The organism is Falsigemmobacter intermedius (assembly GCF_004054105.1).
Classification (GTDB): domain Bacteria; phylum Pseudomonadota; class Alphaproteobacteria; order Rhodobacterales; family Rhodobacteraceae; genus Wagnerdoeblera; species Wagnerdoeblera intermedia.
The window spans coordinates 95,232-119,657 of sequence record NZ_SBLC01000011.1 but is presented as its reverse complement, the minus strand read 5'-3'; the positions used below and the strand labels follow the sequence as shown (position 1 = coordinate 119,657).

Below are 24,426 nucleotides of genomic sequence, written 5' to 3'. Positions count from 1 at the left end.
GAGGAATACACCATGAATACGACCATTCGCTGCCTGCTGACGGGGCTGACGCTCGTCGCATCAGACGCGGCGGCCGCGGCAGAGACTGAGGCACTGCGCGTCTGTGCCTCCACCAGAGATGCGCCCTATTCCAATGCCGCGCTGACGGGCTTTGAGAATGTCCTGGCCGGGGTTCTGGCTGAGGAAATGCAGATGCCGCTTGAGCTGGTGAAGATCGACAATGACGCGATCTATCTGGTGCGGGACGGCATCGAAAAGGGTCTTTGCGATGTGTTGATGGGGGTCGACAGCGGTGACAGCCGCCTGCTGACCAGCCAGCCGTACTACCGCTCGGGCTATGCGTTCATCAGCCGCGAAGAGGCGGGGTTTGACGGCGAGAAATGGCAGGATCTGGACCGCGAAGGGATCAAAACCGTCGCCTATCGCTATCACAGCCCGGCTGAGACGATCATGAAATATACCGGCCGGTATGAATACAACATGATCTATCAGGCCTCGCTGACCAACTTTGAGGACCGGCGCAACAAATACACCCAGGTGCCTGCGGACCGCGTGGTCTCTGAGGTGGCGGCAGGCACGGCCGATCTGGCGATCATCTTTGCGCCTGAAGCCGCCCGCTATGTGCGCGACAGCCGCGTGCCGCTGAAAATGACGCTGATCACCAATGAGATCGAACGCTCTGACGGGCGGATCATCCCGCTGCAATATGACCAGTCGGTCGGCGTGGTCAGCTCAAAGCCCGGGCTTCTGGAAAAAGTCGATGAGGCCCTGACCCGCGCGAAGGACCGCATTGAGGCTGTCCTCAAAGAAGAAGGCATCCCCACCCTGCCGCCGGGCGGCAACCGGTCTCTCTGAGGATACGTAATGCGATACCTTGCACTGCCGCTGATGCTTTTTGTCCTGCCGGCCCTGCCGGCTCTGGCAATGCCTCAGTTCTACAACACCATCGACGGCTCGCCGCTGAACTTTGACGATGCCATGGAAGAGGGGCGCGATACCCCGGCCGTGGAAGAATTCCTGGCGACCGGCGTGAATATCTACAACGAAAACCCCGACGTCCTCGCAAAGGCCGAAGAAGTCTATAACACCATGTGTTCGGGCTGCCACGGGCATTACGGCGAGGGCAAGATCGGGCCGGGGCTGAACGACAGCTACTGGACCTATCCTCAGAACGAAACCGACGTCGGCCTCTTTTCGACCCTTTATGGCGGGGCGACCGGCCAGATGGGGCCGATGTGGGGCAGTCTGACTTTGGATGAAATGCTGCTCTCCATGGCCTGGGTCCGCCACCTCTATACCGGCGACCCAAAGGATGCCGTCTGGCTGACCAAAGAGCAGCGCGAAACCTTCAAACCTTTTGAGCCGAAGAAGAAATGAGCCGGTGCGGGGAGACCACCCGCCCGGATCCCAAGCAGAGGAGTTGCAAGATGAAACTGATTTCCTGCGCTGTGACGGCCCTTCTTGCCCTTGCCGCCCCGGCCCTCGCCTATGACGGCACCAATTGCAAAGCCCCCGGCAACTGCTGGGAGCCCAAGCCCGGCTACCCCGAAAAGGTCGAGGGCTCGCAATACGATCCGCAGCACGACCCGGCAGAACTGTCGAAACAGGGGGATGCCCTGGCCGCAATGGATCACCGCAACGCCTGGCGGATCTGGCATATGAAGACCACCGGCAGCTTCGAATACGACGTGCGCAAGATCGAAGGCTACAGCGAGACAGAATTGCCCAAGGTCAACTGACCCGAAGCAGGCGGCACCGGCAGTTCTTCCATTCCCAGTCAGACACCGGTGCCGCGCCTTACTCTTGGAATAACAGCATGAAGACCTCCGGGACGATCTCTCTTTCTGAGTGGCAGGCACGCTTTCACGAGGCGGAGGCAGCGCTTAATCAGGTTGTTCTCGGCCAGAAAAGCGTGATCCGGCTTTTGCTGATCTGTGTGCTCTCACGCGGCCATGTTCTGTTGCAGGGCGATGTGGGCACCGGAAAAACCACCCTGCTGCGCGCCCTGGCGCGGGTGATCGGCGGTCCTTACGCACGCATTGAGGGCACGGTGGATCTGCTGCCCTCTGATCTGATTTATGATGCCCATCTCGACGAGGACGGAAGACCCCGGGTGGAGCCGGGGCCGCTTTTGTCCGCCGGAGAGGATCTTTCGGTCTTTTTCTTCAATGAAATCAACCGTTCGCGTCCGCAGGTCCATGCGCTTTTGCTGCGGCTGATGGCCGAACGCTCGGTCACCGCGTTCCGGCGTGAGCATCACTTCCCCCATATTCAGGTCTTTGCCGATCGCAATCAGATTGAGCGGGATGAGACCTTTGAGCTGCCCGCCGCCGCCCGGGATCGTTTTATGATGGAGATCGCCGTCGCCGCCCCGCCCCGGCGCGAAGATCGCATTGCCCTTGCCTTTGAGACCCGTTTTCACGACACGGATAGCCTGATCGGCGGACTTGGAGAGGGCATTTTGCCCTATCACGCGCTCAACGCCCTGAGCGCAGAACTGCAGAAAACCATTCACGCAAGCCCCGCGCTACAGCGCTATGTTCATGATCTTTGTGACGCTTTGCGCGCCCCTTCAGAGGCGGGGATCCGCCTTGAGGGCGTTGACACCGCGCGGATGATCCGCGGCGGGGTCAGCCCCAGGGGCATGCAGGCGCTGGTGCGTGCCGCGCGGACCCAGGCCTGGACCGAGGGGCGTGATATGGTGCTGCCTGCCGACATCCGGGCGGTTTTTCCGGCGGTGATGGGGCATCGGACCTTCCTTGCTCCCGCCTTTGAGCCGCGCCGCGACAGCCTGATCCCCGCACTTTATGCAGCGCTTTTTGACCGGGTGGCGGTGCCGGCGGAATGACAGTCTCGCCCGCCGATCTTTCGCTTTTTGAGCCGCTGGCCTGGCGGCTGGCAAGGCTGCAAAGCGGGGCGATGCAAGGCCGTCACGCGGCGCAGCGGCGCGCGGGGGGGGATATCTTCTCGGATGTGGCCGGCTTTTTGCAAAATCCCGATCCGCGCCGCCTGGATCTGCGCCGCACGCTGACGGACCCTTTCGGGGCCCTGCAGGTGCGCCGCTTTCAGCATCGGGTCCGCATTGAGCTTCACATCCTTCTCGACGCCTCCGCCTCTCTGTCGGCCGGGGCAGCCTCAGACCGGCAGGGGCTTGCCGCGCTGGTGGCGGGCGGGATGGCGCGCGCGGCTGTTGCGGGGGGCGATACGGCGGTTTTGCATATCGCGGCGGGTGAGAGGCTTTTGCAAAGCGGGCCAGGCCTTCGCAACGCGGCTTCGGCGCAGGGAATTGCCGATGAAATCGCGATGCTTCGCCCCTCCGGGCGGGGTCTGGCGGGGCTGACTGCGGCCTGCGATGCCCTTCCGCAGCGCAATGTGTTTGTCGTGCTGATATCAGACTTTGAGGCCGGGGTTCCGGAGATCACGCCGCTTCTGTCCCGGCTGCAGCCCCGTCCGATGCTGCCCGTCTGGCTGCGCGACAGTGGTCTTGAAGACCCGGGCGAGGGCTTTGGCCTGATGGAGGGCCACGACCCTGAGACCGGGGCGCGCCGTCTGCTGCTGCGCACGAAGGCGCGCGCCGCCAGGTTTCGCGCTGAGGCAGCATCGCGTCACGCCGCGCTGCGCAGCCTCTTTGCGAGCCATGGGATCACGCCCCTGGAGGTGTGCGACAGCCTTGAGCCGGAGGCGCTGACTGAGGCGCTGGCGGGGGCCTTCGAATGATCCGCGCGCTTGCTCTGTGCCTCCTGCCGGGGGCGGCAATGTCCGCGCCGCTGGTGGAAAGCCTCGCCCCGCCGCCTGCGGCCTATTTCCCCGGCGATGAGCTGGTGCAGGAGCTGCGTCTGACGCTCCCGCCCGGGGTCAGCCCTGATCCGGCATCCCTGCCGCTTCCGGGTCCGAAAGATTACTGGCTGGATCTGCGCAGCCTGCGCCAGGAGCGGCGCGGCGATCAGTTCATTTTGTTTCTGCACTGGCAGACCTTTTACTCCGCCGTCACCGCGGATCGTCGGGAGGTGCCGGGTCTGTCCCTGCGGCTCAGTGATGGCAGCCTGGTGCAGGCGCCGGCTTTCAGTTTCATCGCCGCACCGCTGATCCCGCTGACGGACGATATGTCTGCCGCGCAGATGCGTCCCGACCCGCCGGTCCACACCGCGCCGGGGCGACGGATCGCGGTGCTGTTTGTCGCCGCTCTGGCCGCTTTTGCCCTGTCGGTGTTGGGGCTTGCCCGCCATCACGGCACCTGGCCCTTTCATCAGCGCGGGAAACGCCCCTTCACCCGGGCCGCGCGGCAGTTGCGCAATCGCTCTGGCCGCGGCCCTGCGGAGGCCCGCCGCCTTTTGCACCGCGCCTTTGACGAGGCCGCAGGGCGGGTCGTCCTGAGTGCGGATCTGGCAGAGTTTCTGGCCGCGCGGCCCGAGTTTCAGCGGCTCAGCACGGAGATCTCGGAATTTTTCCTCGCCTCTGACCGTCAGTTTTTCGGGGTTGAGCCTGCCGGCCCCCCCGCGCCCGAATTTGTCTCGCGCCTGAGCCGCGCGGAAAGGGGGCTCCTGTGATCGGCTTTGACTGGCCCCTCGCGCTTACGGCTCTGCCTCTGGCGCTCATTCCGCTCTTTACCCGCTGGCTGTTGCCCCAGGCTCTGCCCGCCCCTGGGGCTGGCCCGGGACGGCGGCGGTGGCCTCCGGCGGTTTTCGCGCTCAACCTGGCCGGGGTGCTTGGCATTGCCGGTTTCATCATCGGCGCGTCGGGGCCTTTTCTGCGCGGGGGAGAGGTGCCGCGGGAGGGGAAGGGGGCCAATATGGTCCTGCTGATCGACCGCTCCTCCAGCATGGATGACAGCTTCGCCGGGCGCCGCCCGGGCGGGGGCGAGGACAGCAAGTCTGAAGCCGCCCGGCGCATCCTACTGGAGTTCATTGCCGGACGCGCGGATGACCGCGTGGGGGTGGCGGCGTTTTCGACCTCGCCGCTGATGGTCCTGCCGCTGACCGACAGCCGCAGCGCCCTGCGGGCCGCCATCGCCGCCCAGGGGGAGGCGGGGCTGTCGCAGACCGATGTGGGGCGCGGTCTGGCGCTGGCGATGGACATGCTGAAGGATGCACCGCAGCCGGGGGCCCGGGCGGTGGTCATGGTCTCAGACGGGGCGGCCGTGATCGCGCCGGAGGTGCAAAAGCAGCTGCGGGAGCTTGCGGCAGCGCGGGAGGTCAGCCTCTATTGGCTCTATCTGCGCACAAAGGGCGCGCGCAGCATCTTTGATGACGGCGCGCCGGGGGAGCGCAACACCCCCCAGACCCGGCCCGAGCGGCATCTGCACCTTTATCTGCAGCGCCTCGGTGTGCCCTATCACGCTTGGGAGGCCGAGAACGCCGGGGCGGTGGCCGCAGCGCTTGAAGAGGTCAACCGCCTTGAGCAGCACCGTCTGGTGACCACCAGCCGCATTCCCCGCCGTGATCTCTCAGCCTGGGCTTTTGCTCTGGCCGGGCTGGCCGCGCTTTTGCTGACGCTTGCGCGCCTTATTGAGATCCCGCTGCGCCGCGCGGGTCCGGCCGCCCTGGTGAGGTGGTCATGAGACAGCTTTTCCATCTCGGATTGATCCTCACCTTGCTCGCGGCTCTCTGCCTTGCGGTCTGGTCGGGCTATACTCTCTGGCGGCTCAGCCTTGAGAACGGCTATATCCGTGCGGTCGCAGAGGGGCGCAGCCCTGCGCTGCCGGAGCCTGCCGGGGCCTATGCGCTTTATGCAAGAACCCTTGATCTGGCGCGGCGCGACCGCGCCGACGAGGCAGAGGGCCTTTTGACGCGCCTGACGGATCTGCCCCTCGGGATGCAGGCTGCGGCCCGGTATGCCATCGGCAATGCCCGGCTGCGTGCGGGATATGCCCTGCTTGACGTCGGGCGGGCGGATGATGCGGTGCCGCATGTCAATCTTGCCAAAAGCGCCTATCGCGCCGCATTGCATCTGCGCCCGGGCGATCATGATGCGCGGCTGAACCTGGCGCTGGCGATGCGGCTGGTGCGCGATCTGCCCCGCCCGTTGCAAAGCGGCGCTGAGGAAGAGGAGGAAAGCGCCCCCCGACAGCTCTGGACCGATCTTCCGGGCCTTCCCAGAGGTGCGCCGTGAGGCGGGGGCGTGTGCTGCTGCCCTCTCTGGTCGTGCTCTGCGCCCTGCTTACGCTTGTTGCGCCGGGGGTGTCGCGCCGGGCGGCGGTGACGGATGTGCTGCTGGTGGTCGATATCACCCGCTCGATGAATGTGCGCGATATGGCGGGGGAGTCGCGGCTTGAGTTTGCCCGGTCGCGTCTGAAAGCCTGGATCGCCGGGCGGCCCTGCGGCAGCCGTGTGGCTCTTGGCCTCTTTACCGAGCGCCGCAGCCTGACGCTTTTTGAGCCCCTTGAGGTCTGCGCCGATTATGCCTCGCTGACGGGGGCGCTCGAGGGGCTTGACTGGCGCATGGCCTGGGAGGGGGACAGCCTGATTTCGCGCGGGCTGAACCATGCGCTCAGCCGTGCGGCCGCGCTTGAGGCAGCGCTTTTGTTCGTGACAGACGGCCATGAGGCCCCGCCGCTGCCTTATGAAGGGCCGACCGCCTTTCGGGGCGAAAGTCCGGGCGGTGTGGTGCTCGGCGTTGGGGGGACGGAGCCTGCTCCGATCCCGAAATTTGACGATCTGGGCCGCGAGGACGGATTTTACGCGGCTGAGGATCTGCAACAGGCCCCGGCCCGTTTCGGTGCCCCGCCACCGGATGCCGAAAGCCGGCCCGGCTATCATCCCCGCAACAACCCCTATGGCGAGGCTGACCTTGAGGGGAGCGAGCATCTCTCGCGCCGCCAGGACGCCTATCTTTCTGACCTCTCTGCCGCACGCGGGCTCAGCTATCTGACCCCGGAAGCCGGTCCGGACCGGATCGAAGCCGCCCTGCGCGCGGCGGCGCGTGTTCCCGCGCGGCAGATGACCCTCTCCCAAAGCCTGGCGCCGCTCTTTGGCGCGATCGGCGCGGCCCTGCTGGCGGCGCTGTGGCTTGCCTCTCTTTTCCCACGACAAACGACCCGGAAGACCTGAAAGGAACCTCGATGAACCGCCGTAGCTTCTTTGCTCTCAGCCTGCCGCTTCTGCTGGTGCCCCATCTCGGCCTCGCCCATGGCCCCACTCCGCAGCGGGCTGAGCAGAGCCTGGAGATCGCAGCCGCGCCCGATCGGCTTTGGGCCTTACTGTCCGATCCGGCCCTCTATGCCGACTGGCATCCGGCGGTGGCCTCGGTGGAGATGGAGGGCAGCGGAGCCGGGGCAAAGCGCCGGGTGACCTTTGTTGCAGGCGGCAGCGTGCTGGATGGCATCGACCGGATCGACGATGCGGCGATGGAGATCCGCTGGCGGCTCTCCGAAGAGGCGATCGAGGTCTTTCCCGTCAGCCATTACACCCACACCGTGAAAATCACACCCGAAGGGGACGGCGCTTCGGTGACCTGGAAGTCGAGCTTCTTTCGCGCCGATACCACCAATGAACCCGAAGAGCGCTTCAGCGATGAGGCCGCCGTGGCCGCCGTCGAAGAGCTGATCCGCAGCGGGCTCGAAGGGCTGAAAGCCCGTGCAGAGCAAAAATCCTGACCTGTCAGTCGGGCCGGGGGGCGTCTCTCTGCCCCCCTCGCGCCGCGGGGTGAGCGAGCGGAAAGGACCGCCTCCATGAGCTACAGGGACCAGCTTCTGACCTCTGACAGCCGTCTGCCGCCGGTCCCGGAAGACCGACGGCTCGCAGCGGCGCTGTCGCCCCGGCGGCTCGAAGTTTTTCGCGTGACCGCAGCCACCGGCAGCGTGACCCGCGCCGCGCGGCTGCTTGATCTGAGCCAGCCGACGGTGTCGCAGCATCTGCGCGCGCTTGAGACGGAACTGGGGCGGGCGCTCTTTGCGCGGCGGGCCGGTCGCCTGATGCTGACGGCCTTCGGCACCGCCTTTCTCAGTCACGCCACGGCGATGTTGCGCCAGCAGGAGGCTTTGCAGCTGCTGCTGGCCGAGACCTCCGGAAGGCCAGGTCCGCCCCTGCGGATTGCGGGTCTTCCTTCGGTCCTGCAGGCGCTGGTGCCGGGCGCGATCGGCAGCGTTTTGCAGGAGAATCCGGCCCGGACCTTCGATCTGCAGGAAGCCGATACGGCGACGGTTCTCGCCATGCTGGAGGCCGGGCAGGCCGATGTCGCCCTCGTCGATCTGACGGCGGCTGATCCTCTGCCAGAGGGTTTCGCGGCAGAGGGTCTGCTGTCGGATCCCTGGTTTCTGGTGGCACCCTCGGGCATAACGCGGCCAGACGGCCTTTGCGCCGATGGGGCAGAGGCGCTGGCGGAGATCTCACCCTCGGTGCAACTTCCCTCCGGCTCAGGGGCCGGGCAGGCGGCGCGGGCCTGGTTTGCGGCCAAAGCGCCGGGGCAGAGTGTCGTGGCCCGCGTGCGCAGCTATTCCGCCATGCTCGGCCTGGTGCGACAGGGGCTTGGTGTCTGCCTCGCGCCGGGTCTGACGCTTTCGCTTTATGGCAAAGAGGGAGTACAGCTTCGTCCCGTTGCTCTTCCCGCGCGAAAGATCGGGGCGGTTTATTCCGGGCGGCGGAAATGTCGGGCGAGGACTGCGCTTCTCGCGGCGCTCAGCGCCCTTTGTGCAGATGAGGCCCGGCTCAGACCGGATCTGCCGGAGGGCTGAGCACTGCGGAACTTTATCAGCCGTCCAGCCTTCGCGGGCAGGACGGGTCGTGGTGCGGGCAGGGGCGCGCTGCGCAGGCGCCCCCACCCGCAGCCGGTCGGGCTCAGCGTCCGCGATAGACCGGCGGGCGCTTTTCCAGCATCGCGGTGCGGGCTTCGACGGCATCTTCCGTCTTCGACAGCGCGACGGTGAAATCCTGCTCGAAGCGGTAGGCATCGCGCGTGGGCATCAGATCGGCCATATTGCACGAGCGTTTCGCATAAGCGACCGCCAGCGGGGCCTTGGAGGCGATCACGGCGGCCAGACGCTGGGCCTCTGCGTGAACCTGGTCGGGTGCAACGAGGATATTGACGACCCCCATGCGATACATCTCTGCGCCCGAGAACCTTGCACCGGTCAGGAACATCATCCGCATATTGCCGCGACCGAGCACGGTCTTCAGCATGGCCGCGCCGCCTGCGAGGCCCACATCAATCTCGGGCATGCCGAAGCTTGCCTGCTCTGAGGCCACAACGACATCCGAGAAGGCGGCGATGGCAAAGCCCATGCCAAGCGCTGCACCATTGACGGCGGCCACGATCGGCTTTGAGCATTCGACGATGGCGTTGAAGCATTCGCGGGTGACGCGGTTATGCGCGCCGAAGGTGCCGGGGCGGCCATCGGGACGGTCGCGCAGATCGGCACCGGCGCAAAAGACCTTCTGGCTGCTGCACAGAACCGCCGCACGAATGTCGTCGCGCTCGTTCACCTCGTCGAGAATGGCCACGAAGCGATTGCGCATCTCGCTGTTCATGGCGTTCACCGGGCCGCGGTTCAGAGTGATCGTCGCGACATAGTCCCGGACGTCGAGCGTGATAATTTCGTCAGACAAAGTTGCCTCCCTGAGAGTTCCGCCGGGAAGATGCCTCAGGTGCTGCAGATTGACTTGTGCGCGATGAACACAGCTTCATTGCAGATCTGCCACTATTTTACCGGGCAGCCCTGAGCGGGCGGCCCGGTCCGCCGGGCTTACGGCGGTGGCATCTGTGGCGACCCTGCGCGCGCCAGGCATCCTTCCGCGCCGGCGCAAGGGACTGCTGCCGGGCTTTTGCGCAAGGGGGACTCATCTGGTCCTCCGCCTGGAGGTTTATCTTGCCTGAATTGCCATAAAGCTTTGCGCATCCGGCATTAGTGTTTCCCCGACCGGCTGTGCAAGGGTCACGGCGAAGGGGCCAGGGACCGGCTGCCTGCGCGCTCTGTCAATGTTCGGCGCAGGGTGGGTGTGAGAGGCTCCGGACCTGAAATCGGCCATCTGCGGCGCGGTCACGAGACTTCGTGATGCCGGGGTGGCGCATGGGAGAAGACGATGACCACTGCTGTTGATTATGCAGCTTTTGCCGCCGAGGTGCGGGAATTTGCACTGTCCGTCTGTCCGGAACCGACCCGGAAGATCATGCGCGAAAACCGAAAGCTCTCGCGCGGGCCCTGGGCAGAATGGCAGCAGATCCTTTATGCCAAAGGCTGGGGCGCTCCGGGCTGGCCGAAGGAATTTGGCGGCATGGGCTGGGACGCCCGGCAGCGGTTCATCTTTGATGAGATGATGGCGGAATGCGATTGCCCGCCGCTTTATCACCACGGCCTGCGCCATCTTGGTCCGACCCTGATCAAATACGGCACCGAAGAGCAGAAGCAGCGCTTCCTTCCGGGCATTCTGAACGGCACGGACTGGTGGTGCCAGGGCTTTTCCGAGCCGGGGGCCGGGTCGGATCTGGCCTCGCTGAAATGCGCGGCGCGGCGCGAGGGCGATAAATACATCGTCAACGGCCAGAAGATCTGGACCTCGCATGCCCATGAAGCCGATCTGATGTATACCCTTGTGCGGACCTCACGCGAGGATCGTAAGCAAAAGGGCATTACGCTGCTGTTGATCCCGGTGAAGTCGAAAGGCATCACCGTGCGCCCGATCCGCACCCTCGACGGCTTCCACCACGTCAATGAAGTCTTCCTTGATGATGTGGAAGTCCCGGTTGAAAACCGCCTCGGGGATGAGGGCGATGGCTGGACGGTGGCGAAGTATCTGCTTGGGCACGAGCGGCTCTCCTCGGCCAATACGGCGGGCCTTTTCAAAGCCTTCGCCGCGCTGAAAGCGCTGGTGGAGAGCGAGCTCTCCGCCCCCTCGCAGCGGCGTCGCCGCGAAGCCGCGCTGGCACGCATGGCCGTGATCGAAGCGCGGATGATCGGGTTGCGCGAGCAGGGCCGTCAGGCCGTGGCCGATACCATGGAGGGGCGTCCGCTGGGGATTGCGCCTTCGGTCATGAAGCTCATCGCCTCGGAACTGGTGCAGGAAATCGATGAGATGATCCTCGCCATCGTGGGTCCGGAGGTCATCGCGCAGTTTTATCCCGATGGCGAAACCGCGGGTTATGACGCGAAGGTCCTCGCCATCCGCAACTATCTGCTGCACCGCGCCAATACGATCTATGGCGGCAGCAGCGAAGTGCAGCGCGATATGATCGCCCGCGAGCTTTTGGGCCGCTGAGCCCCGGCGGGCAGGCCGCCTGACGCAGCCTCCCCGGATCAAAGCCCCTGTTTCGAAGGAATTTCAGAGCATGTCCACGCTCGATTTTGCGCCTATGACCGACCCGCAGATCTTTGCGGAAGCTGATCGTTTTGTCGCCAGCCTGATCCCTGAACCCCTTGCGCCTGAGACCAGCACTCAGACCTGGGCGGGGATGACAGAGATGGGCTGGCCGCTGTGCCTGCTGCCCGAGGAGGCCGGTGGCCTTGGTGCGGATCTGGCCACAGTGGCGGCCATCGTCGAAGGGGCCGCGCGCCATGCCCCCGCCGCGCCGCTGGTCGCGGGCTGTGCGGTGGTTCCCTGGCTTCTGAGCGCCGCGCCCGCAGATCTGCGGGAGGCCGCCACAGCCGGCATCGCCGACAACAGCTGGCGTATCGCCTATAGCCGCCCTGTCTTCAGCGCGGCGCTGCGCGGCGGTGAAACCGTGGTCACGCCCTTTGGCCATGACGCGCCCACCCATGTGCTTCTGGCGCTTGAGGCTCCGGCGGAACTGGTGCTGGTCGATCTTTCGGCTGCGGGCGTCAGCCATTCGGTCAGCCGCAGCCTTGACGGGCGCTGCTCGCTGCAGCTGAGCCTTTCGGGCGAGGCGCTCGCTCAGGGCCGCCGTCTGGCCGAAGGTGACGCCGCCGCGCGTCTTATTGCGGCGGCAGAGGATCTGGGAGCCGGTCTGACCGCGCTGGAGATCGTGTCGCTGGCCGGGGTGGCCCTGAAACGCACCGCCGAGTATCTGGGCGAGCGCGAGCAGTTCGGCGCGAAACTCGCCTCGTTCCAGGTGCTGCGTCAGCGTTTTGCGGCGGTCTATGCCGATTATCTGAACGCCCGCGCACTCTGCTTCACGCTGTTCAACCAGAACCTTCTGGAAAACGCCGAAGCCGCGCCGCAGCGCCAGGTCGCGCTGGCCTATCTGCTGGCGGTGCGCCAGGCCCATCAGATCGCCCAGCAGGTCATTCAGTTCCACGGCGGCATCGGCGTGACCGAAGAGCTGGGCGTGTCGCGCCTGAACCGCCGTCTGCTGGCGGCTGCCTATGACTTTGGCTCCGCCGATGACGCGGTGGAGCAGCTGATCGCGGCCGCCTGAGGCGGCCTGCTCTGAACGACCGGAGGCGCCGCCCGAGCGCAGGCCCCCGGTCGGAACTGGTAAGGAGGAACCATGTTCAAACACGCTTTCGGCGCGCTGGTCGCGCTTGGTCTCAGCATCGCTCCGGCGCTGGCAGAAACCTATCCCAAGGGTCCCGTCACCCTGGTGATCCCCTACAGCGCCGGCGGCCTGACCGATATCGTCGGTCGCGTGGTTGCGCAGGAACTCCATGAAAAATGGGGTCAGCCGGTGGTGGTCGAAAACGTCACCGGCGGCGGCTCGCTCAACGGAGCGGTCAAAGTTGCGAAAAGCGATCCGGATGGCCAGACGATCCTGCTGGGCTCTTACGGGCTGATCACCGGTCAGATCATGCTGCCGCAATCGGGTCTGAAACCCGATGACCTGGCGCCGGTCTATAAGATCGGCCGCACCAACAGCCTTCTGCTGGTGCGCAAAGATTTCCCGGCGGACACGCTGGAAGAGGTCATTGCCTATATCCGTGACAATCCGGGCGATATGACCTTTGCCTCTTCGGGCATCGGCTCAAGCCCGCATATCGCGGCTGAAGTCTTTGCCGGTCAGCTGAATTCCGAAATCCTGCATATCCCCTTCCAGGGCACCTCGCAGGCGATGACGGAAATCGTGGCGGGCCGCGTCGATGCAATTTTCGACGGCGTGACGCCGGGCATGCAATATGCCCGCGACGGCAGCATGAAAGCCATCGCGATCGCCGCGACGGAGCGTCATCCCTCGGCTCCGGAGGTCGCAACCTTCAACGAGCTGGGCACCGACTTCGTTTTCGGCCCGTTCTGGGGCTTCTTCGTGACCTCTGCCACCCCCGAGCCGGTGCAGCAGGCGCTTTATAACGACCTCCAGGAGGTGATTATGAGCGATAAGATCCGCGCCAAACTGGAAGAATACAGCTTCGCCATGCGCAACCCCTCGCAGCAGGAGTTCCGCGACTTCATGGCTGCGGGCACCAAAGAGATCGAAGATCTCGTGGCCTCGGGCCGCCTGGTCGTCTCGAAGTAAACACCGTTTCTCCGGCCCGTCTGCTCTGCGGCAGACGGGCCTTTTCTTTTTGCGGCAGACTGTTGCCGTCTGACAGGAGTGTTTCATGCTGAAATGCGCCGCTATGGCCGAGTTTTGCACCGCCGTTGACATGAGGGGCATCCCGGACACCGCTTCAAGCTCTATGCTTTCCAGATCGGCCAGCGCATGTCCCATCGGTAGCCAGAGCCGATAGGGCGACACCAGCAGCGTCTCCACATGCATCGCCATACGGTCCTGGATCGAAGAGGTCATCAGCACCGCGACATCAAGCTCGCCCCCGATCAGCAGATGCTCAAGGTAATCGGCGTTTTCCTCAATGACGGAGAGCTCAATGCGCGGGAAAGCGCGGCGATAGCGTGAGAGGATATCGGAGAGCACATAGCCCGCCACCAGCGAGGTCACCCCCAGCGACAGACGCCCCGGCAGGCTTTCGGTTTCATCGCGAAAGCTCGAGCGGGCAGAGGAGACATCCGTCAGGATCCGCCGCGCGTGCCGCAGAAAGGCCTGCCCCTTGTGGGTGATCTCCATCCCCCGCGCCTGACGCTCAAACAGCTGAATACCGAGATCTTCTTCCAGCGCGCGGATCGCCTCAGTGACCGAGCTTTGGCTGATCGACAGCTGCCGCGCGGCTCCGGTCACCGAACGGGTTTCGGCCGCGGCGATGAAGAACTGTAACTGCCTTAAGGTGAATGCCATGCCGCCCCCTGAGGGGAGAATGGCAAAGAAAATCTGAAGCGCGAAGGTTTTTTACACGAAAGCCCGGCCAGCCGGCCGGGCTTTCGTATCATTGATGAAGGCGGCGCCTCTCAGAGCGCCACGCAGTCGGCGTAATGGCGCACCAGACCGTCCGGCCCCACTTCGGAGACGAGGCCGTGGATATCGGTCTCAAACCCGGGGCATTCACGCGCGAAATCGCGGTTAAAGCGCAGGAAATCGACGATGCCTTTGTTGAAGACCTCGCCCGGGATCAGCAGCGGAATGCCCGGCGGATAGGGCGTCACGAGGCTGGTGGTAATACGGCCTTCCAGCTCATCCACCGGCACCCGCTCGGTCTTGCGTTTTGCGATCTGCGCAAAGGCTTCCGAGGGGGTCATGGCCGGGGTGTGGTCGGTCAGATAGATCTCGGTCGACAGACGCGCGATGTCATATTTGGCATAAAGCTCATGCACATGCTGGCTCAGATCGCGCAGGCCCATCTGCTCATAGCGGCTGTGACGCGCCGAAAACTCGGGCATCACGCGCCAGAGCGGCTGGTTGCGGTCATAGTCGTCCTTGAACTGCTGGAGTGCTGCCAGCAGCGTGTTCCAGCGGCCCTTGGTGATGCCGATGGTGAAGAGAATGAAGAAGCTGTAAAGCCCGGTCTTCTCCACCACAACGCCATGCTCGGCCAGATATTTCGACACGATCGAGGCCGGAATGCCGGTGGCATCAAAACGTCCGTCGATGTCGAGGCCGGGGGTGATCAGCGTGGCTTTGATCGGGTCGAGCATGTTGAAGCCCGGCGCCATATCGCCAAAGCCGTGCCAGGCGTCTTCGCCGTCGCGCTGCACGCCCTCAGAATCGGTGCGGCGCAGTTCCCAGTCGCGGGCGCGACCGATGCCTTCTTCGACCAGCTCATCCGGGCCCCAGACCTGGAACCACCAGTCATTCTCGCCAAATTCGGCATCCACTTTGCGCATGGCGCGGCGGAAATCCAGCGCCTCAAGGATGGATTCTTCCACCAGCGCGGTGCCGCCCGGCGGCTCCATCATGGCCGCCGCGACATCGCAGGAGGCGATGATCGAATACTGCGGGCTCGTGGAGGTATGCATCAGATAGGCTTCGTTGAAGAGATGCCGGTCGAGCTTCACCGTTTCGCTGTCCTGCACCAGGACATGGCTGGCCTGGCTGATGCCGGCGAGCAGTTTGTGAATGCTCTGCGTGGCATAGGTCACCGAATGTTTCGTGCGCCCGCGCTTGCGGCCCATGGCATGATAGGTGCCATAGAAGGGGTGGAAGGCGGCATGGGGCAGCCAGGCTTCGTCGAAATGCAGGTTATCGACATAGCCGTCGAGCAGGCGCTTGATCTCTTCGGTGTTGTAGAGAACGCCGTCATAGGTCGACTGCGTCAGCGTCATCACCCGCGGGGTCACGGTTTCCGGGTCCACACCGGCCAGCAGCGGGTTGGCGCGGATCTTGGCTTTGATCGCCTCCGGTTCAAACTCGGCGCGGCCGATCGGGCCGATGATGCCGTAGTGGTTGCGCGTCGGGCGCAGGAAGACCGGGATCGCACCGGTCATGATGATCGAATGCAGGATCGATTTGTGGCAGTTGCGGTCAACCACAACCACATCGCCCGGCGCCACCGTATGGTGCCAGACCATCTTGTTTGAGGTCGAGGTGCCATTGGTCACGAAGAAGCAGTGATCGGCATTGAAGATCCGCGCGGCATTGCGCTCAGAGGCGCCGATGGCCCCGTTGTGATCGAGAAGCTGGCCCAGTTCCTCCACCGCGTTGCAGACATCGGCCCGCAGCATGTTTTCGCCGTAGAACTGGTGATACATCTGACCGATCGGCGATTTCAGGAAGGCGACGCCCCCCGAATGCCCCGGGCAGTGCCAGGAATAAGAGCCGTCCTCGGCGTAATCGAGCAGCGCCTTGAAGAAGGGCGGCTGGATGCTTTCGAGGTAATTTTTGGCTTCGCGGATGATGTGACGCGCCACAAATTCCGGCGTGTCTTCAAACATGTGAATGAAGCCGTGCAGCTCTTTGAGGATGTCATTGGGCAGGTGGCGCGAGGTGCGGGTCTCACCATGCAGGAAGATCGGCACGTCCGAGTTCTTCCAGCGGACTTCCTCGATAAAGGCGCGGAGTTTGCCGATGACGCTGTCATGCTCATCACTGCCCTCGAACTCTTCGTCGTCAAAAGACAACACGAAGGCCGAAGCGCGGCTCTGCTGCTGGGCGAATTGCGACAGGTCGCCGTAGCTGGTCACACCCAGGACTTCAAAGCCTTCGCTTTCAATCGCGTCGGCCAGCGCCCGGATGCCAAAGCCCGAGGTATTCTCGGAGCGGAAATCTTCGTCAATAATGACGATCGGAAAGCGGAATTTCACGGTAGGTTTCCTTTCGTCACCACAGCTCGCGATGCTCATCACAACCTGTGGTCTTCTGGTCAAGCCTTTCCTGCTGCCGCAGGGCAGAGAGAGCGGATATCTCTGCAAAAAACCGCCGGTCAACGAAAGAGTTCCGGGTTTTGTGGCCCCGCGCCGCGCAGAGGCCCGGCACAGGAGCCGTTAGGCGGCGTGCGAAATTTCCGTTTCATGTCGCGCTGTGTTATGGCCTGCTGCCCCGGGCTGCCCGGGCAGAGGCACGACAAACAGAGACGAGGCAGATGGAGACTATCCGGCTTATCGCCACAGATTATCCATGGATCGGCACGGCCTTCTGGCTGACCCTTCTGACCGCTGCGGCGCTGGCAGTGAACTTCGTGGTTCCGGTGGCGCTGGTCAAACTGCTCCACCGCGTGATTGAGCGGGTTCACTTCCTGCAGGGACCTGAAGTTGTGCGCTCCGGCGTGATCGCGCGACTGGCCAATGCGGCTCCGGCCATCGTGATTTATGCGGGCATCGTTATGGTGCCGGGGCTGCCAGCCGCCCTGGCGACCGTGGTGCGCAATGTCGCCAATGCGGTGATCATTTTATGCATGGCCATGGCCATCGCCGCCGCGCTTGATCTTTTTCATACGATCTGGCGGCGCCGCGAGGGGGAGACCGGGCGCTCGATCAAGGGCTATGTCCAGGTTGCGACGATCATTATCTATATCATCGCGGCGCTTTTGATGATCGCGGCGGTGATCGACCGCTCGCCGCTGATCCTTCTCTCGGGTCTGGGGGCGCTGACGGCGGTTCTGATCCTTGTCTTCCAGGATACGCTTTTGTCGCTGGTGGCGGCGGTTCAGATCTCCTCCACGGATATGCTGAAAGTCGGCGACTGGATTGAGGTGCCGGCGCAGGACGCCAATGGCGATGTGCTGGAGATCGCGCTTCACACCGTGAAGGTGCAGAACTTTGACAAAACCATCACCACGGTGCCGATCCGGAGCCTGGTGACGCAGCCCTTCAAAAATTACCGCGCCATGCGCGAAACCGGCGGGCGGCGGATCAAGCGCTCGGTTCATATCGATCAAAGCACGATCCGCTATCTGACCGACGAAGAGCTCCACCATCTGGCGCAGATGAAGCCGCTTAAGGACTACATTGAGCGCAAATCGCGTGAGCTGGCCGAATGGAACGCGCAGCTTGCGCCGGCTGAGGCCGGGGTGAACCGGCGCAGGCTGACCAATATCGGCACCTTCCGCGCCTATGTGGAGAGCTACCTCAGGGCCCATCCCCGGCTGCGCCTCGATCTGACGATGATCGTGCGTCAGCTTGAGCCGGGGCCGGAGGGGCTGCCGATTGAGGTTTATGCCTTCACCAATACGACCGTCTGGGCCGATTATGAGGCGATTCAGTCGGATATCTTCGATCATCTTTATGGCGTGTTGCCCGAGTTTGGCCTCTCGGTCTTCCAGAACCCCTCGGGGCGCGATCTTTCGGTCCTGTCGCGCTGACGGTGCCACCGCCGCGCCCGGTGACATCGGCGCGGCGGTGACCTATCCTTGAGCGCATCGCAGGCGGAGGGCCAGGCAGATGCTGCTGCGTGTCGGTGAGGCGCGGACAACCGGGATCAATCTTTTCCTTGCGGCGGTGCTTTCTTCCGTCGCGGGAGCGCTGAATGCGGTGGGCTTTCTGGCCGCAGGCTCTTTCACCGCCAATATGACCGGAAATCTCTCGGCCTTTGCGGATCATCTGGCCTTCGGGCGGATCGCTGCGGCGCTGTCTTTTGCGGGGCTGGTCCTTGCCTTTGTCAGCGGCGCAGGGGCGGCCGCCCTCTGGATCCGGGGGGCAGAGCGGCGGGGACAGCGCGCGGTTTACGCCCAGGCGGTTTTTGCAGAAGGCCTCTGTCTGACGGGGCTGGCCACCTGGCTGGTTGTGCGCGGGAGCAGCCTGTCAGAGCCGGGGCTGATCGTGGCTTTGTCCTTCGTCATGGGCTTTCAGAACGCTGTCAGCACGCTGATTTCAAATGCCCGGGTGAGAACCACCCATGTCTCAGGAATGGCCACCGATCTGGGCATCGAAATCGCGGCCTGCCTTGGCCCGCCGCAGGAGCGGCGTGCCGCCCTGCAACCTCTGAAACTCCACGGGCTGACGCTTTTTTGCTTTGCGGCAGGCGGGATCGGCGGGGCGCTGATCTATGGCTTCAGCACGGCAGCGCTGATGGGGATCTGTTCGCTGTGCCTGCTGGGGCTGGCCGTGCCCGAGATGATCCGGGCCCGGCGGGCGGGGCGCGGCTGAGGCCGGTCAGATCAGAAGCAGATCATCTCCGCCTCAGCCTGGGCGCGGCGCAGTTCTGCGAGGATGGCCGTATTGGTGGGATTGCCCCGAAAGAGCGCGGCCCGTTCGCCGCCGCCCTGCCGCATCCGCAACACCGTCTCTGCGGCGACGTAATCCTCCCAGCTCAGGATCTCGGCGATGGCATCCACCGAGCAGGAGCAGCGCGTCAGCGCATCGGCGTTCTGTCCGTTGGTGGCCATACAGGCAAAGACATATTCCGCCCGTGCCGCCGTGGGGTAGTCGCTGACCACCTGGGCAGCGGCCGGAAGGCAGAGGGCGAAAAGGATCGGAAGGCTGAGGTATTTCATCATCTGGTCTCCGGTTCAGAGGTCAGAATTTCGCTGTAACGCTCGGGGGCATCCGGCAAGGTGGCAGAGAGCAGTGTGAGCTGTCCTGGATCGCCCTGCTGCCAGCGGATGTCGATCACCAGATCGGCGAATTCGCCATAGCGGTGGCGGTTGGGATCCCCCTCGAAGGGCGCGATGAGAAGCCGGTCTTCGCTGAGGTCTGCCGCGCCAAGGGTCTGGCGCATGCGGTTGCGGATGTAATGCGGGTTGCCCCCGGTCTCCTGGGCTGTGACGCGCATGACGTTTTCCAGAAACATCAAAAGGATCGGATGCGGCGAGGCGGCCGGAAATTCCGCCATTGGCCGGCCGTCATGGGCAAGGGTCAGCCGGCCTTCGGACATGGCGCTCAGCCGGATCTCCTGGCCAGGCTCCGCCCGCATACGGCGGTAGCCGCCTTTGGGCGGCGGCGCATCCGCGGCGGCCTCGGGCAGGGCGCGGCTGTGGCGGAACGTCAGGCTCGCACCCTCCGTAAGCTCCGCCAGCACACCGGGGGCCATGACCCGGTCGCCAAAGGTTTCAGCCTGCAAAGGCAGCGGGGCAAAGCCCAGCACCAGGGCTGCGAGCAGGGGGCGAAGGGTGATCAAGGCGCAGTCTCCTCAGCGGTGAGCCCTGCGGGCTCAAGAACAAAGCCGCGGCCTCGCAGGGTCCGCAGCACCAGGCCATAGGCGGTGAAATTTCCAAGCTTTCGGCGCAGATAGCCGATGTAGACATCGACGACGTTATCCGTTGATCCCCCGTGCGGGGCCCAGAGCGCGTCGAAAATCGCGCCGCGGGTGCTGATTTCGCCGCTGTGGCGGATCAGCCAGGCCAGAAGCTCCCCCTCCCGCTCGGTGAGGGCCACATCGCGGCCTGCGCCGCGCACGAGGCGGGTTTCGGGGTTCCAGGAGAGGCCCGCCAGCACCAGGGGCGCGCTTTGGGGGATATGGCGGCGCAGCTGCACCTCGAGCCGCGCCAGAAGCTCAGTGAACTGAAAGGGTTTGACGATATAATCCTGCGCGCCCGCATCAAGGCCCTCGGCCCGCTCTTCGACCCGTGACAGGGCCGAAAGCATCAGGGCAGGCATTTTATGCCCCGCCGCGCGCAGATCGGCGAGGATTTCGGCGCCGCTCTCTTCGCCCAGCATCATATCGACGATGGCGGCATCAAACGGCTGTCGCCCGAGAGCCTCGCGCGCCCCCGCATGGCAGTCGGTATGCACAGAGCTGTGGCCCGCCGCCGCCAGACCCCGCCGGAGCAGCGAAGCAATATCGGGATCATCTTCAATCAGCAGAATATGGGCCATCTTTGCCTTCTGTCGCCGCTGTCAGTTCCAGTTCCAGCCCGAAGCCTTCCGGCAGGGCCAGGCGGCGCAGGTCGCCGCCAAATTCCCGCGCCGCCCAACGGGCCAGCGCAAGGCCGATGCCAAAGCCGCTGACGCCCGGCGAGGCGCTGCGGATATGGCGATCAAAAAGCGGGGCCTCTGCCGGGGGCTGAGGCCCCTTGCCGCTGTCGCAGATCTGAACCCGGACCCGGCCCTCTGAGATCTGCGCCGTAATGCGGATCTGAGCATCTTTCCCGGCGAATTTCACGCTGTTTTCAAAGATCCCCGCAAAGATCTGCCGCAGCCAGTCCGGATCGGCGCGCACCCGCAGCCCCGCGGGGACCTCAGCGCTGACGGTGACCGAAGCCCGCGACAGCAGCGGCGCAACATCGCCCCGCGCAGCCTCAAGTGCCTCCGGGAGGGGGACATCGCGCAGGCTCAGTTCCAGCTCACCGCTTTCAGAGCGCGCGATGCGCAGCAGATCCTCAATCCGGCGAAAGAGCCGCTCGGCGCGTGAGGTGATGGTGTGGAAACTCTGACGCAGATCAGGGTCAGCGGTCATGGCTCCCAGTTCCGCCTCTCCCATGATGACGGTCAGGGGGGTGCGCAATTCGTGGCTGACATCGGCGAAAAACCGACGGCGCGCCGCATCAATCGCGCTCAGACGGCTGTTGGCGGCGGTGAGTTCCGTGGTGCGGGCCTCAACCAGGCTTTCGAGATCGGCCAGATCGCGCTCCAGCCGCGCCCGCCGCCGCGCGATGCGGCGTGAGGCCTGGCGCATCCGGGCAAACATCAGCCCCAGTTCGTCATGGCGGTCCAGGGCTGCAAAGCCCTCCGCACCGCTGAGGTTCGGGGCCTCCCGCGCCACACGCCGCAGCCCGTCAAACAGCGGACGCAGCGTGCCGCGCCAGAGCAGCAGCAGCAAAAGCGGCGCTGCCACGGCAAAGGCCGCCATGCCAAAGCGCAAGGGGCGGCGCAACGCCTCAAGGCCCTTCAGCGCCAGATCGCGGCGGCGGGTTTCATGCTCAATCCGGCTGGTGATGACCGCAGGCGCATGGGTCAGGTGAAAGGCGATGCCCGCCTGACCGGCGGGGGTTTCGGGGGCTAGCGCCCGCATCTGGCTGAAGAAGCTTTTCATCCGCGCGACATGGCGGATATCTGCGGCGCGCCGGCTGGCCTCGGCCTCATCGGGGGCGGCGGCGACATCGGCGGCGGTCAGCGCCTCGAGCCGCGCGAGTGCCGTCTCAATGGCCCCCGCACCGGCCGTGCTGGCTCCGCCCTGCAGCATCCGCGATAACATCCATTCGCTGATCCGGGTCGAGAGGCTGCTCCAGGCCTCAAGGCGGGTCTGTGCGGCCAGAGCCTCCTGGGCGCGCCGTTCGGTGGCGGTCAGACCAAAGACCGCAAGCCCCGCGCCGCTCAGCGTCAGGACACTCAGGCCCAGGGCCCCCAGCCAGAGCCGCAGCCTGAGGGAGGGGCGGCAGGGCAGCACCGTCCGGATCACCGCTCCGCCTTTGGCCGATCGGCGAAAATGGCCTCAATCGCGTCGCGCAGTGCTTTGTCGGTGAAGGGTTTGCGCAGCACCCTGCGCGCCAGAGTCCCGGCCTCCTGGCGGATGGAGGCGGTGTCTTCGGCGCTGATGATCACCGCAGGCGGACGCCGCCGCCAGAGCGGAGCCAGATCGCGCAGCACATCGATCCCCGTCTCGCCATTATCAAGGCGGTAATCGGTGACCACCAGGTCGGGACGTTTGGCCTCGGCGGCGGTAATCGCCTCTGCCACCCCTGCTACGGTGATGGTCTCAAAGCCCCAGCCGCCCAGCAGCATGGCCACGGCGCGGCGCATATTGGGATCGTTTTCGACAATCAGGACCCGCTGACCGCTGTAATCGGGCTGTTTGAGCGGGGCGTCTTTGCCGGGCTCATTTTCCTGCGGCGTGCTGCCGCGATAAAGCGGCAGCGCCACGCGGAAGCGCGATCCGGATCCGGGCTTTGAATGCAGCTCCAGCCTGTGGCCAAGCTGATCACAGGCGCGGCGCACAATCGAAAGCCCAAGCCCGGTGCCGGGCTGGCTGGTGCAGGAGAGCCGTTCAAACTCAATAAAGACCCGTTCCTGATCGCGGGGATGAATGCCGGGGCCGCGGTCAAGCACTTCGAGCCAGACCACCCCGCCCTGACGGCGCAGCCCGATCAGCACGCGGTCGCCGGTGGTATATTTCAGCGCATTGGTGATCAGGTTCTGCGCGATCTGGCGCAGGTAAACTGGATCGCTTTCCACCGTCACCGAAGAGGCAACAAAGCGCAGATCGACCTGCCGCGCCTCTGCGAGGGGGCGCGTGTCGATCTCGAGACGCCGAAAGAGCCGGTCGATGGCCAGCGGCACACGGTTGGTCTCAAACTTACGGCTGTCTAGGCGGGCGATATTGGAGAGCGCTTCGATCAGCTCTCCCGCGGAATCGAGCGTGGCGGTCACCGTGCGGATCAGATCGCTTTGCCCGCCATCAGCGGAGGTTTCCTCAAGATGCGACAGAAAGAGTTTGGCGGCGCTGAGGGGCTGCAACAGATCGTGGCTTGCGGCACGCAGAAAGCGGCTTTTGGCGCGGTTGGCCTCATCGGCGATGCTGTTGGCCTGTTCCAGCTCGGCATTGATGCGCGCCAGGCGCTGCAAAGCGTCCTCAAGATCGCGGTTGCGCCCGATCAGTTCGCGCTCAAGCACGGCGGCGGTGCGGGTCTGCACCCAGCCAGGTCCGCGTGTCTCGCCGATGCGCACTAGGCGCTCCATCAGCGTGGTGTTGATTTTCTCAAGCTTGCGGATGCGAAGCTCCAGATCAGTGGTGCGCCCGTGCATCGCCGTCCCCTTCTCCCTGCAGGGGAGCATGGCTCTCGGGGGCGCGGAACGCCAGCCCGACAAAGGTCTGATTGACGTGAAAGCCTCCGTGCTGCTCGCCGTAGGTGGAAAAGCCCGCAACGCGGTGCCGGGCGTAAAGCTCCGCAACCCGGCCTTCCTCTCCGGCCTGTTCAACGGCGAGCCGTCTGAGAACGCAGTCAAAGCCCAGAACCATCTCGGCAGGCGGCATGGCATTGAGCCTTGCTGCCAGCCGCTCGGCCAGGCTTTCCGCCCGCCCGATGCCGAGGATCGCGCCGGTTTCGATGGCCGACATCAGCGACAGCCCTTCCTCGCCCTCGCGGCCGCGGATCGCACGGACAAAGTGTCGCCCACCCTGGGTTTCGATCAGCGGATGGGCGGCAAAGACCGCCGGGCTCAGATCCTCGGGGGCAACTCCGACGAGGCGGGCATATTCCAGCGCGGCAGGTTCGGCGTTTAACTCGCGGATGATGCGATTCTCCGGATCACCTTCGGTGACGACAATTCTTTCGCCCTCAGGTGTGAAATGGTCGAGAATGATCTCTTCGATCGCAAAATCGGTGGCGATCCGGCAGAAGATCGCGGCCACCTCCCGCTCCTCACCCTGCATGGCCAGATGGGTGCGCCCGAAGCGCAGCCCGTCTGCGGCAGAGCCGCCCACCACCATGAGAGAGGGGATCACCGCTTCACAGGTTGCGGTGACCAGCTCCTCATGGCCGGAGGCCCCGTCGATCAGCAAAACGCCGAAATGATTGGGAAATTCCTGCGCGCCGTCGAGCCGCTCCAGCGGGCGCAGGGCGCGCATCCATTCCATCACCGGTGTCTGGGTCAGATTTTCCAGCCAGACCGCTCCGGCCCGGAAGTTCTGAGCCGGAAAGGCAATCAGGATGGTTTTCTCATCGTCATATCCGCCATAGGCAAACCCCCCGGCCGAAGAGCAGGCGAGCACCAGACACTCCGGCCCGAGCGGTGCTGAAATCCCCGCGCAGATCTCGCGCACATCCGCGCCGCGCGGGCAGAAGATCAGCACAAGGGACGGTCGGCAGCGCCGAAGCGCGGGCAGGGCAGAGGTGACCACCTCCGCCGGTCCGCCGCCGAGAGCCAGCGTCAGCGGCGGAAAATACTCCGTGGTCTTCACAGTCAT

At 64.6% G+C, this 24,426-nt stretch carries 25 protein-coding genes and 1 pseudogene; 17 read left to right on the top strand and 9 right to left on the bottom strand.

Annotated elements, in window-relative coordinates; translation table 11 throughout:
- Positions 1–12 precede the first annotated feature (12 nt).
- From moxJ to EP867_RS09855, 11 genes are all read left to right on the top strand, one after another.
- Positions 13–855 (top strand): methanol oxidation system protein MoxJ, encoded by an 843-nt coding sequence (moxJ, locus tag EP867_RS09905; RefSeq protein WP_128488660.1) that lies wholly within the window; start codon positions 13–15, stop codon positions 853–855.
- A gap of 9 nt (positions 856–864) precedes the next feature.
- Positions 865–1,377 (top strand): cytochrome c(L), periplasmic, encoded by a 513-nt coding sequence (moxG, locus tag EP867_RS09900; RefSeq protein ID WP_128488658.1) that lies wholly within the window; start codon positions 865–867, stop codon positions 1,375–1,377.
- A gap of 50 nt (positions 1,378–1,427) precedes the next feature.
- Positions 1,428–1,739, top strand: a complete 312-nt coding sequence (locus EP867_RS09895) for a methanol dehydrogenase [cytochrome c] subunit (protein ID WP_128488656.1) — start codon at positions 1,428–1,430, stop codon at positions 1,737–1,739.
- A gap of 77 nt (positions 1,740–1,816) precedes the next feature.
- Positions 1,817–2,848, top strand: a complete 1,032-nt coding sequence (locus tag EP867_RS09890) for an AAA family ATPase (RefSeq protein ID WP_128488654.1) — start codon at positions 1,817–1,819, stop codon at positions 2,846–2,848.
- Positions 2,845–3,717 carry a DUF58 domain-containing protein gene (locus tag EP867_RS09885; RefSeq protein ID WP_128488652.1) on the top strand — a complete coding sequence of 291 codons (873 nt, stop codon included), beginning with the start codon at positions 2,845–2,847 and terminating at the stop codon, positions 3,715–3,717. Before EP867_RS09890 ends, EP867_RS09885 begins: the two co-directional genes overlap by 4 nt.
- Positions 3,714–4,547 carry a hypothetical protein gene (locus EP867_RS09880; protein ID WP_128488650.1) on the top strand — a complete coding sequence of 278 codons (834 nt, stop codon included), beginning with the start codon at positions 3,714–3,716 and terminating at the stop codon, positions 4,545–4,547. The genes EP867_RS09885 and EP867_RS09880 overlap by 4 nt, the downstream gene beginning before the upstream one ends.
- Positions 4,544–5,557, top strand: a complete 1,014-nt coding sequence (locus EP867_RS09875; protein ID WP_128488648.1) for a vWA domain-containing protein — start codon at positions 4,544–4,546, stop codon at positions 5,555–5,557. Before EP867_RS09880 ends, EP867_RS09875 begins: the two co-directional genes overlap by 4 nt.
- A complete protein-coding gene (locus EP867_RS09870) occupies positions 5,554–6,108 on the top strand; it encodes a hypothetical protein (protein WP_128488645.1) in 555 nt (184 codons plus the stop codon). The genes EP867_RS09875 and EP867_RS09870 overlap by 4 nt, the downstream gene beginning before the upstream one ends.
- The gene (locus EP867_RS09865; RefSeq protein ID WP_241656879.1) at positions 6,105–7,046 is read left to right on the top strand and encodes a VWA domain-containing protein; all 942 of its coding nucleotides are present in this window, start codon (positions 6,105–6,107) and stop codon (positions 7,044–7,046) included. Before EP867_RS09870 ends, EP867_RS09865 begins: the two co-directional genes overlap by 4 nt.
- 11 nt (positions 7,047–7,057) lie before the next feature.
- A complete protein-coding gene (locus tag EP867_RS09860) occupies positions 7,058–7,591 on the top strand; it encodes an SRPBCC family protein (protein WP_128488641.1) in 534 nt (177 codons plus the stop codon).
- A 75-nt stretch (positions 7,592–7,666) separates the two neighbouring features.
- Entirely contained in the window at positions 7,667–8,668 is a 1,002-nt protein-coding gene (locus EP867_RS09855; protein ID WP_128488639.1) for a LysR family transcriptional regulator, read from the top strand.
- A gap of 103 nt (positions 8,669–8,771) precedes the next feature.
- Here EP867_RS09855 and EP867_RS09850 read toward each other — a convergent pair whose 3' ends face one another.
- Positions 8,772–9,539 carry an enoyl-CoA hydratase/isomerase family protein gene (locus tag EP867_RS09850; protein ID WP_128488637.1) on the bottom strand — a complete coding sequence of 256 codons (768 nt, stop codon included), beginning with the start codon at positions 9,537–9,539 and terminating at the stop codon, positions 8,772–8,774.
- Positions 9,540–10,013: 474 nt separating this feature from the next.
- Here EP867_RS09850 and EP867_RS09845 point away from each other — a divergent pair, with 474 nt between their 5' ends.
- From EP867_RS09845 to EP867_RS09835, 3 genes are all read left to right on the top strand, one after another.
- The gene (locus EP867_RS09845; RefSeq protein WP_128488635.1) at positions 10,014–11,186 is read left to right on the top strand and encodes an acyl-CoA dehydrogenase family protein; all 1,173 of its coding nucleotides are present in this window, start codon (positions 10,014–10,016) and stop codon (positions 11,184–11,186) included.
- A 70-nt stretch (positions 11,187–11,256) separates the two neighbouring features.
- Positions 11,257–12,303 (top strand): acyl-CoA dehydrogenase family protein, encoded by a 1,047-nt coding sequence (locus EP867_RS09840; protein WP_128488633.1) that lies wholly within the window; start codon positions 11,257–11,259, stop codon positions 12,301–12,303.
- A 72-nt stretch (positions 12,304–12,375) separates the two neighbouring features.
- Positions 12,376–13,335 carry a Bug family tripartite tricarboxylate transporter substrate binding protein gene (locus EP867_RS09835; RefSeq protein WP_128488631.1) on the top strand — a complete coding sequence of 320 codons (960 nt, stop codon included), beginning with the start codon at positions 12,376–12,378 and terminating at the stop codon, positions 13,333–13,335.
- Positions 13,336–13,515: 180 nt separating this feature from the next.
- Here the strand turns inward: EP867_RS09835 and EP867_RS09830 are convergent.
- A pseudogene (locus EP867_RS09830) lies at positions 13,516–13,995 on the bottom strand (LysR family transcriptional regulator); the annotation flags it as partial.
- On the opposite strand from EP867_RS09830, the gene EP867_RS20250 reads away from it, so the two are divergent.
- Positions 13,949–14,089 carry a hypothetical protein gene (locus EP867_RS20250; protein ID WP_241656878.1) on the top strand — a complete coding sequence of 47 codons (141 nt, stop codon included), beginning with the start codon at positions 13,949–13,951 and terminating at the stop codon, positions 14,087–14,089. The pseudogene EP867_RS09830 and the gene EP867_RS20250 sit on opposite strands and share 47 nt — an antisense overlap.
- Positions 14,090–14,162: 73 nt before the next feature.
- Here the strand turns inward: EP867_RS20250 and EP867_RS09825 are convergent, their stop codons facing one another.
- A complete protein-coding gene (locus tag EP867_RS09825) occupies positions 14,163–16,451 on the bottom strand; it encodes an arginine/lysine/ornithine decarboxylase (protein WP_128488629.1) in 2,289 nt (762 codons plus the stop codon).
- Positions 16,452–16,729: 278 nt separating this feature from the next.
- Here EP867_RS09825 and EP867_RS09820 point away from each other — a divergent pair, with 278 nt between their 5' ends.
- Positions 16,730–17,947 (top strand): mechanosensitive ion channel family protein, encoded by a 1,218-nt coding sequence (locus EP867_RS09820; RefSeq protein WP_128488627.1) that lies wholly within the window; start codon positions 16,730–16,732, stop codon positions 17,945–17,947.
- A gap of 79 nt (positions 17,948–18,026) precedes the next feature.
- Positions 18,027–18,731 (top strand): YoaK family protein, encoded by a 705-nt coding sequence (locus EP867_RS09815; RefSeq protein ID WP_128488625.1) that lies wholly within the window; start codon positions 18,027–18,029, stop codon positions 18,729–18,731.
- A gap of 11 nt (positions 18,732–18,742) precedes the next feature.
- Here EP867_RS09815 and EP867_RS09810 read toward each other — a convergent pair whose 3' ends face one another.
- From EP867_RS09810 to EP867_RS09785, 6 genes are read right to left on the bottom strand one after another with little or no spacing between them, the layout of a single operon-like run.
- The gene (locus EP867_RS09810; protein WP_128488710.1) at positions 18,743–19,078 is read right to left on the bottom strand and encodes a hypothetical protein; all 336 of its coding nucleotides are present in this window, start codon (positions 19,076–19,078) and stop codon (positions 18,743–18,745) included.
- Positions 19,078–19,701, bottom strand: coding sequence for a hypothetical protein (locus EP867_RS09805; protein ID WP_128488622.1), 624 nt, complete (start codon positions 19,699–19,701; stop codon positions 19,078–19,080). The genes EP867_RS09810 and EP867_RS09805 overlap by 1 nt, the downstream gene beginning before the upstream one ends.
- Positions 19,698–20,399: a response regulator transcription factor gene (locus tag EP867_RS09800; protein WP_128488620.1), complete on the bottom strand. Its 702-nt coding sequence runs from the start codon at positions 20,397–20,399 to the stop codon at positions 19,698–19,700. Before EP867_RS09800 ends, EP867_RS09805 begins: the two co-directional genes overlap by 4 nt.
- Positions 20,377–21,921, bottom strand: a complete 1,545-nt coding sequence (locus EP867_RS09795) for a sensor histidine kinase (protein WP_128488618.1) — start codon at positions 21,919–21,921, stop codon at positions 20,377–20,379. Before EP867_RS09795 ends, EP867_RS09800 begins: the two co-directional genes overlap by 23 nt.
- Positions 21,918–23,264, bottom strand: a complete 1,347-nt coding sequence (locus EP867_RS09790; protein WP_128488616.1) for an ATP-binding response regulator — start codon at positions 23,262–23,264, stop codon at positions 21,918–21,920. Before EP867_RS09790 ends, EP867_RS09795 begins: the two co-directional genes overlap by 4 nt.
- Positions 23,245–24,426, bottom strand: a complete 1,182-nt coding sequence (locus tag EP867_RS09785; RefSeq protein WP_128488614.1) for an FIST N-terminal domain-containing protein — start codon at positions 24,424–24,426, stop codon at positions 23,245–23,247. The genes EP867_RS09790 and EP867_RS09785 overlap by 20 nt, the downstream gene beginning before the upstream one ends.

What these genes read in the sequence shown, in the direction of transcription:
- moxJ (WP_128488660.1), top strand. Translation starts at nt 13, where the DNA reads ATGAATACGACCATTCGCTGCCTGCTGACGGGGCTGACGCTCGTCGCA.
- moxG (WP_128488658.1), top strand. Translation starts at nt 865, where the DNA reads ATGCGATACCTTGCACTGCCGCTGATGCTTTTTGTCCTGCCGGCCCTG.
- EP867_RS09895 (WP_128488656.1), top strand. Translation starts at nt 1,428, where the DNA reads ATGAAACTGATTTCCTGCGCTGTGACGGCCCTTCTTGCCCTTGCCGCC.
- EP867_RS09890 (WP_128488654.1), top strand. Translation starts at nt 1,817, where the DNA reads ATGAAGACCTCCGGGACGATCTCTCTTTCTGAGTGGCAGGCACGCTTT.
- EP867_RS09885 (WP_128488652.1), top strand. Translation starts at nt 2,845, where the DNA reads ATGACAGTCTCGCCCGCCGATCTTTCGCTTTTTGAGCCGCTGGCCTGG.
- EP867_RS09880 (WP_128488650.1), top strand. Translation starts at nt 3,714, where the DNA reads ATGATCCGCGCGCTTGCTCTGTGCCTCCTGCCGGGGGCGGCAATGTCC.
- EP867_RS09870 (WP_128488645.1), top strand. Translation starts at nt 5,554, where the DNA reads ATGAGACAGCTTTTCCATCTCGGATTGATCCTCACCTTGCTCGCGGCT.
- EP867_RS09860 (WP_128488641.1), top strand. Translation starts at nt 7,058, where the DNA reads ATGAACCGCCGTAGCTTCTTTGCTCTCAGCCTGCCGCTTCTGCTGGTG.
- EP867_RS09855 (WP_128488639.1), top strand. Translation starts at nt 7,667, where the DNA reads ATGAGCTACAGGGACCAGCTTCTGACCTCTGACAGCCGTCTGCCGCCG.
- EP867_RS09845 (WP_128488635.1), top strand. Translation starts at nt 10,014, where the DNA reads ATGACCACTGCTGTTGATTATGCAGCTTTTGCCGCCGAGGTGCGGGAA.
- EP867_RS09840 (WP_128488633.1), top strand. Translation starts at nt 11,257, where the DNA reads ATGTCCACGCTCGATTTTGCGCCTATGACCGACCCGCAGATCTTTGCG.
- EP867_RS09835 (WP_128488631.1), top strand. Translation starts at nt 12,376, where the DNA reads ATGTTCAAACACGCTTTCGGCGCGCTGGTCGCGCTTGGTCTCAGCATC.
- EP867_RS09820 (WP_128488627.1), top strand. Translation starts at nt 16,730, where the DNA reads ATGGAGACTATCCGGCTTATCGCCACAGATTATCCATGGATCGGCACG.
- EP867_RS09815 (WP_128488625.1), top strand. Translation starts at nt 18,027, where the DNA reads ATGCTGCTGCGTGTCGGTGAGGCGCGGACAACCGGGATCAATCTTTTC.
- EP867_RS09810 (WP_128488710.1), bottom strand. Translation starts at nt 19,078, where the DNA reads ATGAAATACCTCAGCCTTCCGATCCTTTTCGCCCTCTGCCTTCCGGCC.
- EP867_RS09800 (WP_128488620.1), bottom strand. Translation starts at nt 20,399, where the DNA reads ATGGCCCATATTCTGCTGATTGAAGATGATCCCGATATTGCTTCGCTG.
- EP867_RS09790 (WP_128488616.1), bottom strand. Translation starts at nt 23,264, where the DNA reads ATGCACGGGCGCACCACTGATCTGGAGCTTCGCATCCGCAAGCTTGAG.
- EP867_RS09785 (WP_128488614.1), bottom strand. Translation starts at nt 24,426, where the DNA reads ATGACTGTGAAGACCACGGAGTATTTTCCGCCGCTGACGCTGGCTCTC.